This window comes from Arthrobacter sp. 92 (assembly GCF_050260325.1).
GTDB lineage: Bacteria > Actinomycetota > Actinomycetes > Actinomycetales > Micrococcaceae > Arthrobacter.
This window is the reverse complement of record NZ_CP189863.1, coordinates 2,014,849-2,028,525: the sequence shown is the minus strand read 5'-3', so window position 1 is coordinate 2,028,525 and position 13,677 is coordinate 2,014,849. Positions and strand designations below refer to the sequence as shown.

Below are 13,677 nucleotides of genomic sequence, written 5' to 3'. Positions count from 1 at the left end.
ACGGAGACAGCTATGGAATCCACCCCGCCGCGCAGGCCGGCGAAGGCCGCGCTGATCGCCGCAGGGCTGCTGGCCCTCCTGCCGGGGTCCGTGACCGGCTGCTCAAGTCCGGCCCCGGCGTCCTCGCTGCCGCTGACCCGGGTCCAGGACATCGCCCTGCCCGGGGCGGCGAGCAGGCTCGACTACCAGGCCCTCGACGAGGCAGGGAAGCGGCTTTACATCGCCCACCTCGGCGACGGCACCGTGCATGCGGTGGATCTGGCCAAGGGCACGGTGGCCGGGACCGTGCCGGGAACACCCTCGGTGCACGGGGTCACCCTCGCGCCCGACCGGCATCTCCTCCTGGCCGCGGTCTCGGGAACGAACCAGGTGGCGATCATCGACACCAGCACCCTGACGGTGACCGCCCGGGTCCCGGCCGGGAACACCCCTGACGGGATCGCCTACGACCCCGTCCACGGCAAGGCCTACGTCTCGAACGAACACGACCACGCCGAAACGGTGATCGACCTCGCCACGAACACGGCCAAAGCCCCGATCGAGATCGGCGGGGAGGCCGGCAACAGCGTCTACGACCCCGCCAGCGGAACCGTGATGGTCAATGTCCAGGACCGCAACGAACTGGTCACCATCGACCCGGCGACCGACACGGTCACCGGCAGGATCCCGGTCCCGGACTGCGCCAGCAACCACGGCCTCTACCTCGACGGGGCAAACAAGCTCGCGTTCATCGCCTGCGAGGGCAACGCGAAGCTCCTGGTCCTGGACCTGGACACCAAGCAGGTCACCGCACGGTTCGACACCGGCGAGGGCCCGGACGTGCTGGCCTTCGATACGGGCCTGCACCGGCTCTACCTCGCCTCGGAGTCCGGGGTCGTGAGCGTCTTCGACGAACAAAACCGCACCCTGGTGCCCAAGGCGTCCGGCAAACTTGCCCACAACGCCCACACCGTCGCCGTGGACCAGGGCACCCACCGGGTCTACTTCCCGCTGGAAAACATCGACGGACACCCCGTGCTGCGCATCATGGAGCCCAGGCCATGACCTCCGGCGGCGGACCCGCCCGTGACGGCCCCGGGGACGATGCCCCGGAACCGGCCATAGCGGCCGTGCCGTTCCGCCGCATCGTGCTGTACTTCCTGCATCTGGGAACGACAGGGTTTGGCGGCCCGATCGCCACCGTGGGCTACATGCAGCGGGACCTGGTCGAGAAGCGGCGCTGGATCGGGAGAAAGGATTTCCTCGACGGCGTCGCCCTGGGCCAGACCATGCCCGGGCCCCTCGCCGCCCAGGTCGCCATGTGGGTCGGCTACCTGAACCGCGGCCCCTGGGGCGCCCTGGCAGTCGCGGCCGCGTTCATCGGCCCCGCCTTCATCATCGTCGTGGCGGTCGGCGCCCTCTACATCCGGTTCTCCGGCCTGCCCCTGGTCCAGTCCCTGTTCTACGGAATCGCCCCGGCGGTCATGGCCATCATCACCATCGCCGGCTACAAACTCCTCAAACTCACCGACCGGCATGATCTGCGGCTCTGGGCCATCAGCGCCGCGGTCTTCGCCGTCACCGCGCTGACCGGATCCGAACCGGTGCCCATGATCCTCGCCGCCGGGATCATGATGCTCATCCTCGACGCCCCGCCCACCCTGCGCCGGCCCCGGGGGCGCAAACCCAAACCACCCCCGAACGCCGGTGGAGGCGTCCTGCATTCCTTGTCCCCGGCGCTTCTCCTGCCGGCCCTCCTCGGTCCGGCCGCGGCGGGCGGAACCCTGCTGGCCCTGGGACTGTTCTTCCTCCAGACCGGCGCCCTGGTGTTCGGTTCGGGCCTGGCCATCGTTCCGCTGCTGCGCGACGGCGTCGTGGCCCAGCACCACTGGCTCACCCAGGGCCAATTCCTGGACGCCGTCGCGATGGGCCTGATCACCCCCGGCCCGGTCGTCATCACCGCCGGCTTCATCGGCTACCTCATCGCCGGATTCCCCGGCGCCCTCACCGCCACGGTGGCGATCTTCACCCCGATCTACCTCGCCGTGGTCATCCCGGGCCGGTGGTTCATCCGCCACCGGGACAACAAACAGGTCAAGGCCTTCGTCGCCGGGGCCACCGCCGCGGCCGCCGGCGCCCTCTGCGGCGCCGTGGTCGTCCTGACCCGCGAAGCCGTCACCGACTGGACCACCACAGCCATCGCAATAGTGTCCCTGGGACTGTTGTGGCGCTTCAAAATCAACGAACCCTACATCGTCATCGCCGCCGGAATCCTCGGCATCCTCCTGCACTGAGAAGGTTTCGGGCAGCGCCGGGACCAGGGTCGGTCAGTCGTGGGAGGGTTCGCCGGTGACTTTGTGGTCCGCGTGGTTCAGGCCTTCCATGACGAGCCGGGTGAGGTGCCCGTCCGTGAGGCTGTAGATGACGTGGCGGCTGTGCTTTTGCGTGGTGACCATGCCGCTGAAGCGCAGTTTGGCCAGGTGCTGGCTGACCGAGGTGCGGGATGCCCCGGTGTGCTCCACCAGGGTGCCGACGTCGGAGGGCTCCTGGGCCAGGAGCCAGAGCAGGTGCAGCCGCGTGGGGTCCGAGAGCATCCGGAACGTGGCCGTGGCCGCGTCCAGCCTGCGGGAGTCCGGCGCGTCGGGGTGGTGAAGACTGGGCCACGGTATGCGTTGAGCGTTTTCCACAGGCTCAGCCTTTCACGGTCTCCGGTACGAGACTGGTCCTGGATGCCGCAGGCCAGAACCGGAACGCCGCAACTGTACTGATCGTGGCCATGATGGCCAGAACGGCGGCTGCCACGGGCTGGCCGGCGGCGGCGCCGATCCAGCCGGCAACGGGGTAGGTGATGATGAAGCAGGCATGGGAGAGGGAGAACTGGGCGGTGAAGATGTAGGACCGGGTGCCGTCCGTTGCCGCCCGGCGCAGCAGCCTGGCCGAGGGGGTGTTAATCATCGAGGTTCCGGCGCCGAGCACCACCCACAGACCCAGCAGCACCGGCCAGGTCCCCGGCACGGCCAGCAGGGCGAATGCCCCGGCCAGCCCGAACGAAAGCAGCACGGCACCGGCACGCATGAGGACCCGGTCCGGCACCCGGTCCAGGATCCTGGGCGCGGTCAGCGCGACGAGCATCGACCCGGCACCGAAACAGGCCAGCGCGATCGCGACGTCGGCATTGGAACCGCCGAACATGTCCCGCGCATAGACGACCGTGTTCACCAGCACCAGGGCTGTGGCGGCCGCCACGGCAAGATTCAGAGCCATCAGGGCCCGCAGCTCCCTGGTTTTCGCGAAAATCCGTGTGCCCAGGGTGGTTCTATGCCAGAGCGTCCCGTCCTGCTTCACGGCAGCGGCCCGCGGCAGCCTGGTCGTGACCACCAGGGCCGCGGAGAACAGGAACCCGGCCACGGTCCCGAGGAACAGATCGTGGAAGGACAAAACAGTCAGGAGAGCCGCGGCCAGGGCCGGGCTGACCAGTGACTCCAGGTCGTAGGCCAGACGCGAGAGCGAAAGGCCCCGGGTGTACTGGCGCTCGTCAGGGAGGATCACCGGGATCAGGGACTGGAACGCCGGGGTGAAGGTAGCCGACGCGCTCTGCAGCACGAACACCAGGACGTAGATCTGCCACGCCTGATCCACCATCGGCAGCATCAGTGCGATACCCGCGCGGATCAGGTCCGCCCCGACCAGCACCGCCTTCCTCGGCATCCGGGTCGCAGACGAGGTTAAACACATCGTCAAAAAGGCGGTCGGAATCTTTGACCGCCCAGTGGTGCAGTTTCGTCTGCATCGCACGTACCCGCACGGCCGCTCCCTCAGCGGAAGGCCATATCAGTTCACCGGTATTCACCAGTGCCTCCGTTCCTGCAGTAGCTACTGCGTCATATCCGCTGGGGCCCTTCGCCATGTGCGGGGCTTTCCCCCGCTCGGACTACTACGACCCCTCCGCCCCACCGTGCCGCCGTCGACGGACAACGCTTCAACCCGGACCTTGCCGTCTCTGGCCGAGACGCCGAAGCCGGGAGCCGCACGGTGGTTCCCACGTTCACTGTCAACCGATTGGCGGGTTAGGTGCCCAGCTATGCCCCTGCGATATCGCCACGGCTACGCCGCAGGCCTTCACCGTGGCCTCCACTGCCAACGACCTTAACCAACAGCGGAGTTTCCAACACCCAGCGGGTATTGGTGCGCATCGCAGACCAGCCCATATCCACCGGATTTGAGCTGGCGGGAGACTTGAGAAGCTTTTAGCACTGGTTCCTCGCGTACACCTTCCCGCCTTGCTTGCCGGACCCGGACCATCCGGTAGCACTGGCCCGTCCCGGCGTTGTCGGGGCTGCTTGCCACCCTCACCGGCGTTTCCCGGTTCAGGCTGCCCCCAGCTTCGTCATGCTGCTGCGACAGCACAACGGCGAAGGTCTTCCACCTCCGCTCGGTAAAACAGCGCCTCGTGGCGCACGAGGTCCCCCTCCCAATGACCCCCTTCCTCCCGGGTGGCAATATGGGCCGGCCGATCGCCGATCTTGAGGGCACCGCTCATGTAGTTGGGCGGCTTGACCTTGGTACGCGACCGCGGCCGCCTATTGAACTTTCCGGAACGCAACAGCCGGGCGGAGCCCGACGGAACAGGCTGGATGTTCAGTTTGTAGAGCGCACGATAGATCGTTTCGTGAGCCAGATGCCGGTGGGACTCCCCCGGAAACCGCTTCCTCAAAGCTTGGCAGACCTGTTGCGGACTCCACCGCCATGCCAGGCGTTCGACGACGAACTCGCGTAGCTCTTCGTCGCCGGCCAACTTGGAGAGCCGGGTTCTTGGGCGTCTGCCCTGGGCCATCTTCTGAGCCCGAAACGGGTGATAGCGTCTCGCGTCCGGGCGGTTGCGGGCCAACTCCCGGCTGATCGTTGACGGGGACCGCCCCAGCTCCCGGGCAATGGACCGAAGGCTTGACCGTGCCAACAAGCGGTCCGCGATAAAAACCCGCTCATCTTCGGACAGATAGCGGCTGGATCCATTAGAAACAGGGACAGGAAGCCGACGGCGCGGATCCAGACCCTGCTGCCGCAACCCGGGCACGCCATTGCGACCGTTCAGCCAACGGCTCCCTGTATTCCGGCTGATCCCGAGAATCCTGCATGCCGCTAAGTTCGAATGCCCGTCTTTCATGAGCTGAACATAGCCGGGCCGCTTATCAACCAGGCCCGCAGGCCCCATTTTCCGCAAACGACGCGCCGAACGTCCCATAAACAGCACCCTTTTCAGTCAGGAGTTGCGACGTTGATGAGAAACCGCGCAGTCCGCACCGATGTGCAGCTACTCAAGAATTCCGTCCTGGACCGCGTTGAGCGCCTTCGCGCCGTCTGGAAAGCCGTCGAGTGGACCGTTTCCTGCGACTGGGGGCCAGACTCTGTCGCGGAAGCCGTTCAGGAACTCGGCCAGATAAGGACCATCACGATGACTACGGATGCCGGACTCACCCGGATGCAAGGCGTCTTCGTGCCCCTGCAGCGGCACTGGATTGCCACCGTCATGGACACGCCCGAGGATGTCCTCTACCTGTATGAGCGGACTGGACGGAAGCCCGATTTCACCGGATTCTTCGACCGCGGTCTCAGCTCCATCCGACTGGCCGGGTCGGTGTTCTTTGAAGAGCTCAACGCCGTCGGCAGGCCCACCGGAATGTGGAAGCTGCTGCTCAAGAACGAAATGAACGACGGCTTTGCCCACGCCGATGACCTCGCCGCCCGCCTGGCCGTCGGAGACCTGTCACGGAACGGAACAGAATGAGTCCCCGCGCCTATGACCTGATCGGCGACATCACCGCACCCGCTGAGATCTTCCCACGCCTCGATGCCCTGGCCTCAATGGTGGGAAACCTCCGGGAGCGCGGACTCCACGATGCCGCCGAGGAGACCGCTGAACTCCTCGATGAAGCCCGGGCCTTCGCAGCGACCATGCAGGCGCGGTCCTGCCGCTTGCGCCGGGCCTGGAAGGCCGTCGAAGTAGCGTCCGGGCCCGTCACGGATACTGCCGCCGCCTCCCGGAATATCGCCATGGCGGCGTTGGAGTACCGCTCCATCCGGGAGCACGGAGCCCGGAAGCCCTGACCGGGAAGCTTTCGCACCTGTGCCTCACACATGAGGTGCATGGAACCCTTCCGCATCATCACCTCCCCCGACGAGCTAGCTGCCCTGCGCGTTAATTCGATCGTCTGTCCTTCCCGCCGGCCGGCCTCCGCGTACCGGAAGGCCTGGGGCGGGTACCCATCCGAGGGCAAGGCCGACATCTTCGTCACGTTCGAATCCACGCGGGAGTCGGATCTCGACGAGGTGTGGGCGATCCTGACCACCCACTGCCCCGAGGACGCTCCCGAGATCTGGGTCCTCTGGGATGCCGCCGCCCAAGCGCCGGAGCCGCTGAAGCCAGCCTCCTGGACATCCATCATCCCGTCACGCCGCCCGGTGACGAAGGCGCACACGTCCCTGGGATACGCCAAAGCAGCGGTCTCCCACCGGGTGCACAACTCCAAAGGTGCCGCCGTAGACATGGCGATCCAGGAGCTGAATCCTGCCACAGGCACGTTTGAACCCCTGTTCGACATCCCTGCGGGGACCCCAAAAGCACAGCTGCCCTGATAGCGGAAAGAACGCCATGAACCCATACCGTATTGTCCGCTCCGAGGCCGGACTCGAAGCCGTCGCCCCCGGTTCCCTGGTCTGCCCCGCCTATTCACTGCGGACCATCTTTGAGAAGGAAGACACCAACGCCTGGGTCGAGCCCGGGTCGGAGGAGGCATTCCCGACCGCAGCTGTCTGGGAGCTGATGACCGGCGCCTACGAGACGATCATCCTGGATGAGGACCGGGAGGTCTGGGTCCTCATTGATGCCGCAGCGCCCCAACCAGTCCGTCCGCCGCGCGCCGACGACTCCCCCGACTACCTCACCCGGGCCCGGCCCGGTGACCGCAACACCGAATGGATCACCCATGCCACCCTGGCGATGGCCCGTGCCGAGATCGAATCCCTGATCGGCGCCGGGCCGGCCGCGGACAACATGCTGATCTACGCCCGCGAGGACAAGAACCGCATCGACTTCTACCCCGTCGAGCACATCAATGCAGGCGCCTCAGCCGAGACCTTGCCTTGGTAGCCAGCATCGCTATTATGTAGCCACAGCATCTGCGCTGTGCCCGTGACCGGAGGTTCAGCGATGCCTCAACACCCCGATGACGTTATCCGCCACACCCGCGAGGATCTGATCCAGGCGCTGGCCGAGGAGCTCGGCTCCACGCCTGGTGACGACAGGATCCAGGACGCCTACGAACAGGTGATCGACGACCTGGCCTTTGCTTCCTTTGATCCCGACGCGGTGTACGCCCGGTATTTCCGCGACGGGCCGGTAGCCACCGACCTGGACCTGGCCGCCGTGCGGGGCTGGGCCAGGGGCCGGATGCTGCTGTAGACCCACAGCACGGGGAGGAAAGCCCCGGTCTCCGCACACATGGGTCCCATGCCTGCGCTGAAACTCAAACCCGTTGCCCCCGGCAAGCTGAACAAGCCCGCCTGGTTCCGCACCCGCACCGCCGAACTCGGCCCGGACCATAAGGCCGGCGAGGGCGCCGCGTCGCTGGTGACCACCGGGGTCTACCTTGACGGGGAGCGCATCGGTTCCGTCACGGGGTCCCTCAAAGCCAACAGCCTGGTCCGTGACTGGATCCCTGACCGTCTCGGCGACGGCATTACGCAGCACAGCACCGCCCGGTTCCATGCCGTCGATGGGCTCGTCCGCACCCACCTGACAGACCTGCAGCAGCACCCGATCGCCCACCTGGCCGCCGCGTAACTGCACTCACGCCTTCACCGCCCGGGCCACTCTTTCGGCGCTCGGCATAATACGGGCATATTCCGGACATGGATCTGGCAAGAACCGGGTTTTCCGGCGTATCCTGGCGCCTTCGAAAGGAAGGCGAGGCATATGTCGATTGCACCAGGAGGTCCAAGACATCGGGCGCGGTCTGTCTTCATGGAAACTTCCGAGGTCGTTCAGGAACTTCGCGATGTCCTTACATCCAAGCTCGTGGCCACCCTTGCCGGCGTCAAGGACCCGGGCCAGATCCGCAAGTGGGCCCGAGGCGGCCTTGAACCGACCCAGCCAGCCCAGCAGCGACTCCGTTTCGCCCATGATGTCCTGCATGAGATTGAGAATGCCCAGGGAAAGAAGGTCGCCCAGGCCTGGGCTCTTTCCGTCAACCCCCGCCTCGGATACGAGTCGCCCATCAAGGCGATCCGTGAGGACCGGTTCCAGGAAACAGCGGCGGCTGCCAAGGCCCCTTGAGGCAGGCCGCCAGCTGCGTCCGGTCGTCCTTCTTCCCGCTGCGCACCCTGCAGCAGGGCCAGCGGCGTCCGAGGGCAACTGCATCGGTCACCCCAACATCGACGGTACACAGACCCCACGTCCAGCCCCCCGCACCCCCGCACCCCCGGGCAATCAGCCTCCTCCCCAAACGGGTCCGGGACCTGCCGGCCCAAAGGCCGAGGTCGCCACCGTCACGCGACGAACCCCCGCGGATAAGACACGGCTGCCGTTCACAGCAGGGCAGCCGTGAGGCTTAGTGACATCGCCCCCGGCGCCGGTCCCCGCACGATCATCGACGCCGGATCACCTAGCGCCGCCGTCCGCAACCAACCAGCACGCGCCTGTCAGAAGATCAGGTCGGATCAGTCGCGCGCCTCCTGAAACCACGGTCATCCGCGGCCACTCCCCTGTCACTGGCCTTTAGCCGGTGATGAGCATCGCCGTGAAGTAGACGGCGCCGGCGGCCACGCAATAGATCGCGAACGGCGTTAGTGTCCTGGTCTCAAAGAACCTGAGCAGGAATTTTGTCGCGAACCACGCCGCGACCGCGGAGCAGAGCGCTCCGACGAGGAAGGCGCCACGCTCATCCGCCATCGCGGGGCTGAGCAACTCGGGGAGTTTAAGGACAGCGGCCGCACCGATGACGGGAGTGGCGAGCAGGAAACTGAACCGTGCGGCGTTTTCGTTGTTCAGCCCCGACAGCAGGCCCCCGACCATGGACGATCCGGACCGGGAAATACCCGGCACGAGGGCCGCGGCCTGCGCCGCACCAACGCCCAGCGCCTCTTTCCAGGAAAGCGTCGTCGCGATCCGGGCGTCCGAGCCCGGACCGTCGACGGCGGCACCGCCCGGGTCCGGGCCGGTCGCCGAATGCGCTCCGACGCGCGGCCGCGCGCGCCGCCGCAGGCGTTCGGCCGTGAACAGGATGAGCCCGTTCACGATCAGGAAGGCGGCCGCAGTCAGCGGGGATGCAAACAGCGCGCGGATGGGCTTCTCCAGCACCAGGCCGAGGATGCCGGCGGGGATCGTCCCGGTGACGAGCAGCCAGCCAAGTTGCGCGTACGTGTCCGACGGGCTGACCTTCCGGTCCCGGACGGACCGGCCCAGGCCCTTGAAGATCTCGATCCAGTCTTTGAGAAAGAAGATGAACAGCACGATGGCGGTGGCCAGGTGGGTGGCAATGAGGAAGGTCAGAAACGAGGGCGCGTTCTGATCCAGATTCCAGCCGAAGAGCTTCGGGAGGATGACACTGTGGCCCAGGCTGGAAATGGGAAAAAGCTCGGTCAGGCCCTGCAGGAAGCCAAGAACCGCAGCCTGGATCATATTTATCATCGTCCGAGCCTATCCGGGGCGGTGTCAGGCAGAAAAATCCCGGTGGACTTTCGCTCATCCTCTGCGGAGGGTGCTTCGCCCTGCCGGCATGGGGGTGACTTACCTCCGCGGGTGCCGGGACGGGTCAGTGCGGGCGGCGTTTGCGCCGGCACCATCCCTTGCCGGGAATTTGTCGGGTTCGCACAGCAACGGCGGGTGAGCGGGTTTGCAGGGCCACAATGTGTAGGATCACGGTTTTCACACCCGGGAAGACCGGAAGGGAAGGAGGACCGGATGGATCATCTCAGTGGTTTTCTGGTGCATGCCGCCGCCGCGTGGTGGATCTTCCCCGCCCTGTTTCTCTTCTGTCTCGTTGATGGCTTCCTTCCGGTCCTGCCCAACGCAACGCTGCTGGTGGCGCTGGCGGCCCTGTCGGAGGCCTCCGGTGAGCCAAACCTGTGGATATTGGGCGCGGCCGCTGCCGGAGGCGCCCTTGCAGGAGACAACATCGCGTACCGGGTCAGCGCGCGCATCGGCACCACCAAATACCGGTGGATGGAGCAGCCAGGAATGGACCGGGTCCTGCGCCGGGCACGGGCCGAACTGGACAAACGCGGTGCGGCCCTGATTCTCGCCGGCCGCTACCTTCCCGGAGGCCGCACCGCCGTGAATTTCACCGCCGGCGCCACCGCCTACCCGCTCACACGATTCATCTGGCTGGACGCGGGCTCCTGCCTCGCCTGGACCGCGTACTGCATCGGAGTCGGGGTCATCGCCGGAACCTGGGCACATCATCACCCCCTGCCCGCGGCGGCAGTCGCCATCGCCCTGTCCCTGACGATCGGCGCCGCCACCGATCACCTTCTCCAACGCCTCGGCCGCAAACGGCGCAATCCGACGACCGGACCCGGAACCGGTGACCAGGCCGGGACGTCAGACTGAAGCGGAGGTGCCCTATCGCCCCGGGCGCATCCCGGCGGCCGGCCCCACGTCGGGGTGGCGGGCAGGGGAACCCACTCTCATCCTCCCCCAACGGACCGGTCCGGCATTGACCTGCACCTGTCAGGCGCACCCAGCGCAGCGGCCCGTAGGGGCGACAAAACCCCAATCGGCGCCGTCAACGGCAGGCAGGTCCAGGATCACCATCACGGGACCCCTGGCACCGTCACGGAACCCACGCCCGCGGCCTTCTCCGCGGCGGAACCACACCGGGCGCTGGGCTGGGAGCCGCACACCTCTCAGGCTCAACCGCCGGAACATCAGAAATCTCCGAAGAGCCGCTAGCCGGAGTCCGGGAGATTCCGAACGGCCACGGATCCATGTGGCCGTAGCTGAGCTGCAAAAAACCCGGGGCTGGCGCCGCCACTGTCCGGGCAGCACGGAAACCGTCTTTCCCTCAGTGGACGAGGCCCGAGACGAGGTTGATGACGGTGGCGAGGACGATGGCGCCAAGGACGTAGGAGAGCAGCGCCTGACGCAGGGCGGTGTACCGGATGGCGTCGGTTGTCAGGTCCGTGTCCGAGACCTGGAAGGTCATGCCGATGGTGAAGGAAAGGTAGGCGAAGTCCAGGTAACGGGGCGGTTTCTTTTCGTTGAAGTCCACGCCGTCGCTTTCCCGGTGATAGATGGTGGCATAGCGGAGGGTGAAGAGCGTCTGCACCAGAAGCCATGACAAGGTGACGCTGCCCAGGGCCAGGGCAATGATGGCCGCTTTCAGACCGCCTTGGGCCGAACCTGCTTCCAGCAGGATCAACGCGACACCGCCGAAACTCCCGAAAGTGGCTGCCAGCACCAGCAGATCCGAGACCACCCGGCCCGGATCCTCTCCCCGCGCGCGGGCGTGAGCGGCGGTGCCCGCGGCATCCAGGCGACCAATGACGGACCACACCCAGATCAGATAAGTCAGCGACGCGGCCGCCCAGCCCAGCGCCGGGGCATAGGCCCAGGCACCGAAATTGCCAACGGCAAGCGCGACGACCAGTCCGACAGCGGCCATGGCGGCCAGCCGCACTCCGGAACGATGGACAGGGGACTTGAACTTAGAAATGCTCATTGACCGATCATGACATTTCGAGGGCGGCGCTAGGCGTCCCATGCGGTGTGTCCCGGACCCGTCTCCTAATTACCGCTAGCCACGCCCTGAGGGCGACGGGGAACGATGAAGCACACCAACGGCCCGCTCCTGGGCCCGGTCCGGAACCAGGGCGCGCGGCTACCGGGGTCCTGACAAGCTACCTCGCAGCGGCGGCCCTGATTGTGGTGGTTTATAAGAATCACCTCGGAGGTGTCCAGAGACGCCCGTTCAACACAGCCAAGGACCTAAGGCCCCTGTTGAATCGTGGTGGCCCGGCAGGCCGATAGCCTTTAAGACCCGTGCCTGGGCCCACCCATCACCGAAGATGCCAGCCGCGTGGCCACAAGGCTTCGATGAGCCGCGTGGGGCAGGATGAAATAATTCTAATTCTGTATTAGTGGTTCCAGATTGCGACTTGGAGCTGCTGCATCGACGGGTTACAACCCGGTGCGGGTGGACTCCTGAGATTTCCTCGGCCGACAGAGGCCTATGCAAAAGACCGGCCGCCACCGGTGCCGATGGTTTCTGCGGAACTCGTCCCTCACACTGCGCTGCTGCGGAGCGGCCCCTATTGATCAGCGGCGAGGTGTGTGAGTTTGCAACTCCCCGGAGTGTCTCGGCCCGCCCTGCGTTGCGCTAGGGTCATTCTCTTTGTGGTGCGAGCCCGCCGCAGGGACATCTCACACTTGTTCCCGGGCCTCTGAGCCCTTTGATAAGACTGGGACCCCCGCGGTGAGCCGGTGTCACGAACGGCTAGTGAGATGGGCGGACCGATGAGTCCGGAGGAAGGCTGAGGCGACCGCAGCGGGCACCCATGAGGCGCTGGACATGGATGAAATCCAGAGCAGAGCCGGGGAAGGGCCCCGCATTGCCGCGGTGGGTGAGGCCGCCACGGTATATCTTCATATCTTCAGGATCTGGAACGCGGGGAGCGGTGGCCGCTCTACGCACAGGCAGGAGCGCCCGCGGATTCCGTTGCGTTCTCGTTGTCCGGGTGCTCCTGGAAGACAGTGCCCTCGGCGCGTTGACTTTCTATTCCCCCGCTGCCGTCGGCTTTCGGGCCCGATGATCTTGCCAGGTTAGAGGCCTTCGTCGGGCAGGTCTTGACATCGCTGCGGCTCGCCATGAGGATCGCCAGGCTCCAGGACGCACGGGAGGACCTTTCGGCCGCACGGGAATCACGGACGGTGATTGGTCTGGCCGCGGGTGCGGTCATGGCGCAAAACCAGTGTTCGCCGGAGGAGGCGTTCAGGATACTCCGCGAGGCATCCAACGCCACCGAGGTCCGCGCCCATTTCGATGAGTGAGGGCATGTAGCCATGGATTCCCTTGGCCGGGACCGGGGCGTCCTTAGGCGTGGCCGGGCCGGCGACGGGACCCGTGCGTGCCTGAATGCACGGCCCGGACGGACCGGTGGGGCAGATTCGTTTCCGCAGTGCGGCGCTCCAGTTCATCTGTGACGAGTGTGAGCAGTTCATTGGCGGAATCGGAGCCTGCGAGTTCCACGCACTGGCTGAGAATGGTCTGGAGCCGGTACAGCTCGGCCGAGGGCACGAGGGGCCAGCGGCGGAAGCGGACGAAGACCCGTGGAACCGGGGACTCGTGCACCTCCCTACGGTAGACGGTCATGCCGCCGCCCTCTGCGCGGCGGCGCGCCGGATCCCTGGAAGCCGGTGCCTGCCGGACCTTGGCTGTGCCGTGTCGGGGACGCCCGGGCCGAGGAACCGGGTGTTCTGCGGGCACCCGGACCTGAGCACTTGGACGGCGGCCGGGTCGGCGGCAGCCAGTGCGCTCGGGTCCACAGTGAGGCTGGAGTCCGGTTCGAGGGACGTTGCCCGGTGTGCGACCGGGAGGAGTCCGTGGACGTTACGGAGGGTGAGCTTCCCGTCGGGGGCGGTGATGGTGCCGGAATCCATGTCCACGGCGACGGTGACATCGAGTTTGCTCGTCATAGACACTA

Annotated in this window: 18 protein-coding genes; 11 read left to right on the top strand and 7 right to left on the bottom strand. The window is 66.3% G+C overall.

Translation table 11 applies throughout. From position 1 onward, the window contains the following. The first annotated feature begins 12 nt into the window (after positions 1-12). Both ACP4XC_RS09295 and chrA read left to right on the top strand, forming a co-directional pair. Positions 13-1,044, top strand: coding sequence for a YncE family protein (locus ACP4XC_RS09295; RefSeq protein ID WP_427174641.1), 1,032 nt, complete (start codon positions 13-15; stop codon positions 1,042-1,044). Beyond that, positions 1,041-2,273 (top strand): chromate efflux transporter, encoded by a 1,233-nt coding sequence (gene chrA / locus ACP4XC_RS09290; protein WP_427174640.1) that lies wholly within the window; start codon positions 1,041-1,043, stop codon positions 2,271-2,273. Before ACP4XC_RS09295 ends, chrA begins: the two co-directional genes overlap by 4 nt. 33 nt (positions 2,274-2,306) lie before the next feature. Here chrA and ACP4XC_RS09285 read toward each other — a convergent pair whose 3' ends face one another. From ACP4XC_RS09285 to ACP4XC_RS09275, 3 genes are all read right to left on the bottom strand, one after another. Next, positions 2,307-2,666 carry an ArsR/SmtB family transcription factor gene (locus tag ACP4XC_RS09285; protein ID WP_427174638.1) on the bottom strand — a complete coding sequence of 120 codons (360 nt, stop codon included), beginning with the start codon at positions 2,664-2,666 and terminating at the stop codon, positions 2,307-2,309. 4 nt (positions 2,667-2,670) lie between these two features. Continuing rightward, a complete protein-coding gene (locus tag ACP4XC_RS09280; RefSeq protein ID WP_427174637.1) occupies positions 2,671-3,687 on the bottom strand; it encodes an MFS transporter in 1,017 nt (338 codons plus the stop codon). A 679-nt stretch (positions 3,688-4,366) separates the two neighbouring features. After that, complete coding sequence (locus tag ACP4XC_RS09275) at positions 4,367-5,143, bottom strand: IS30 family transposase (protein WP_427174635.1); 777 nt, start codon at positions 5,141-5,143, stop codon at positions 4,367-4,369. A gap of 114 nt (positions 5,144-5,257) precedes the next feature. Between ACP4XC_RS09275 and ACP4XC_RS09270 the strand changes: the two genes are divergently transcribed. From ACP4XC_RS09270 to ACP4XC_RS09240, 7 genes are all read left to right on the top strand, one after another. After that, positions 5,258-5,764, top strand: coding sequence for a hypothetical protein (locus ACP4XC_RS09270; protein WP_427174634.1), 507 nt, complete (start codon positions 5,258-5,260; stop codon positions 5,762-5,764). Next, on the top strand, positions 5,761-6,084 hold the full coding sequence (locus ACP4XC_RS09265; RefSeq protein WP_427174633.1) for a hypothetical protein: 324 nt from the start codon (positions 5,761-5,763) through the stop codon (positions 6,082-6,084). The genes ACP4XC_RS09270 and ACP4XC_RS09265 overlap by 4 nt, the downstream gene beginning before the upstream one ends. A gap of 39 nt (positions 6,085-6,123) precedes the next feature. Further along, the gene (locus ACP4XC_RS09260) at positions 6,124-6,612 is read left to right on the top strand and encodes a hypothetical protein (RefSeq protein ID WP_427174631.1); all 489 of its coding nucleotides are present in this window, start codon (positions 6,124-6,126) and stop codon (positions 6,610-6,612) included. 16 nt (positions 6,613-6,628) lie between these two features. Next, the gene (locus ACP4XC_RS09255) at positions 6,629-7,126 is read left to right on the top strand and encodes a hypothetical protein (protein ID WP_427174629.1); all 498 of its coding nucleotides are present in this window, start codon (positions 6,629-6,631) and stop codon (positions 7,124-7,126) included. Between the two features lie 60 nt (positions 7,127-7,186). Further along, positions 7,187-7,438 carry a hypothetical protein gene (locus ACP4XC_RS09250; RefSeq protein WP_427174628.1) on the top strand — a complete coding sequence of 84 codons (252 nt, stop codon included), beginning with the start codon at positions 7,187-7,189 and terminating at the stop codon, positions 7,436-7,438. A 48-nt stretch (positions 7,439-7,486) separates the two neighbouring features. Continuing rightward, positions 7,487-7,819 carry a hypothetical protein gene (locus ACP4XC_RS09245; RefSeq protein ID WP_427174627.1) on the top strand — a complete coding sequence of 111 codons (333 nt, stop codon included), beginning with the start codon at positions 7,487-7,489 and terminating at the stop codon, positions 7,817-7,819. A gap of 180 nt (positions 7,820-7,999) precedes the next feature. Further along, the gene (locus ACP4XC_RS09240) at positions 8,000-8,311 is read left to right on the top strand and encodes a hypothetical protein (RefSeq protein ID WP_427174626.1); all 312 of its coding nucleotides are present in this window, start codon (positions 8,000-8,002) and stop codon (positions 8,309-8,311) included. 441 nt (positions 8,312-8,752) lie between these two features. Here ACP4XC_RS09240 and ACP4XC_RS09235 read toward each other — a convergent pair whose 3' ends face one another. Further along, positions 8,753-9,664: an undecaprenyl-diphosphate phosphatase gene (locus ACP4XC_RS09235; RefSeq protein ID WP_427174624.1), complete on the bottom strand. Its 912-nt coding sequence runs from the start codon at positions 9,662-9,664 to the stop codon at positions 8,753-8,755. Positions 9,665-9,937: 273 nt separating this feature from the next. On the opposite strand from ACP4XC_RS09235, the gene ACP4XC_RS09230 reads away from it, so the two are divergent. Next, entirely contained in the window at positions 9,938-10,585 is a 648-nt protein-coding gene (locus ACP4XC_RS09230) for a DedA family protein (protein ID WP_427174623.1), read from the top strand. Between the two features lie 454 nt (positions 10,586-11,039). Here ACP4XC_RS09230 and ACP4XC_RS09225 read toward each other — a convergent pair whose 3' ends face one another. Next, on the bottom strand, positions 11,040-11,696 hold the full coding sequence (locus tag ACP4XC_RS09225; protein ID WP_427174622.1) for a DUF1345 domain-containing protein: 657 nt from the start codon (positions 11,694-11,696) through the stop codon (positions 11,040-11,042). A gap of 1,124 nt (positions 11,697-12,820) precedes the next feature. Here ACP4XC_RS09225 and ACP4XC_RS09220 point away from each other — a divergent pair. Then, on the top strand, positions 12,821-13,024 hold the full coding sequence (locus ACP4XC_RS09220) for an ANTAR domain-containing protein (protein WP_427174621.1): 204 nt from the start codon (positions 12,821-12,823) through the stop codon (positions 13,022-13,024). A gap of 43 nt (positions 13,025-13,067) precedes the next feature. Here ACP4XC_RS09220 and ACP4XC_RS09215 read toward each other — a convergent pair whose 3' ends face one another. Continuing rightward, complete coding sequence (locus ACP4XC_RS09215; protein ID WP_427174620.1) at positions 13,068-13,346, bottom strand: hypothetical protein; 279 nt, start codon at positions 13,344-13,346, stop codon at positions 13,068-13,070. Next, the gene (locus tag ACP4XC_RS09210) at positions 13,343-13,669 is read right to left on the bottom strand and encodes a hypothetical protein (protein ID WP_427174619.1); all 327 of its coding nucleotides are present in this window, start codon (positions 13,667-13,669) and stop codon (positions 13,343-13,345) included. Before ACP4XC_RS09210 ends, ACP4XC_RS09215 begins: the two co-directional genes overlap by 4 nt. Between the last annotated feature and the right edge of the window lie 8 nt (positions 13,670-13,677).

What these genes read in the sequence shown, in the direction of transcription:
- ACP4XC_RS09295 (WP_427174641.1), top strand. Translation starts at nt 13, where the DNA reads ATGGAATCCACCCCGCCGCGCAGGCCGGCGAAGGCCGCGCTGATCGCC.
- chrA (WP_427174640.1), top strand. Translation starts at nt 1,041, where the DNA reads ATGACCTCCGGCGGCGGACCCGCCCGTGACGGCCCCGGGGACGATGCC.
- ACP4XC_RS09280 (WP_427174637.1), bottom strand. Translation starts at nt 3,687, where the DNA reads ATGCCGAGGAAGGCGGTGCTGGTCGGGGCGGACCTGATCCGCGCGGGT.
- ACP4XC_RS09275 (WP_427174635.1), bottom strand. Translation starts at nt 5,143, where the DNA reads ATGAAAGACGGGCATTCGAACTTAGCGGCATGCAGGATTCTCGGGATC.
- ACP4XC_RS09270 (WP_427174634.1), top strand. Translation starts at nt 5,258, where the DNA reads ATGAGAAACCGCGCAGTCCGCACCGATGTGCAGCTACTCAAGAATTCC.
- ACP4XC_RS09265 (WP_427174633.1), top strand. Translation starts at nt 5,761, where the DNA reads ATGAGTCCCCGCGCCTATGACCTGATCGGCGACATCACCGCACCCGCT.
- ACP4XC_RS09260 (WP_427174631.1), top strand. Translation starts at nt 6,124, where the DNA reads ATGGAACCCTTCCGCATCATCACCTCCCCCGACGAGCTAGCTGCCCTG.
- ACP4XC_RS09255 (WP_427174629.1), top strand. Translation starts at nt 6,629, where the DNA reads ATGAACCCATACCGTATTGTCCGCTCCGAGGCCGGACTCGAAGCCGTC.
- ACP4XC_RS09250 (WP_427174628.1), top strand. Translation starts at nt 7,187, where the DNA reads ATGCCTCAACACCCCGATGACGTTATCCGCCACACCCGCGAGGATCTG.
- ACP4XC_RS09245 (WP_427174627.1), top strand. Translation starts at nt 7,487, where the DNA reads ATGCCTGCGCTGAAACTCAAACCCGTTGCCCCCGGCAAGCTGAACAAG.
- ACP4XC_RS09240 (WP_427174626.1), top strand. Translation starts at nt 8,000, where the DNA reads ATGGAAACTTCCGAGGTCGTTCAGGAACTTCGCGATGTCCTTACATCC.
- ACP4XC_RS09235 (WP_427174624.1), bottom strand. Translation starts at nt 9,664, where the DNA reads ATGATAAATATGATCCAGGCTGCGGTTCTTGGCTTCCTGCAGGGCCTG.
- ACP4XC_RS09230 (WP_427174623.1), top strand. Translation starts at nt 9,938, where the DNA reads ATGGATCATCTCAGTGGTTTTCTGGTGCATGCCGCCGCCGCGTGGTGG.
- ACP4XC_RS09225 (WP_427174622.1), bottom strand. Translation starts at nt 11,696, where the DNA reads ATGAGCATTTCTAAGTTCAAGTCCCCTGTCCATCGTTCCGGAGTGCGG.
- ACP4XC_RS09215 (WP_427174620.1), bottom strand. Translation starts at nt 13,346, where the DNA reads ATGACCGTCTACCGTAGGGAGGTGCACGAGTCCCCGGTTCCACGGGTC.
- ACP4XC_RS09210 (WP_427174619.1), bottom strand. Translation starts at nt 13,669, where the DNA reads ATGACGAGCAAACTCGATGTCACCGTCGCCGTGGACATGGATTCCGGC.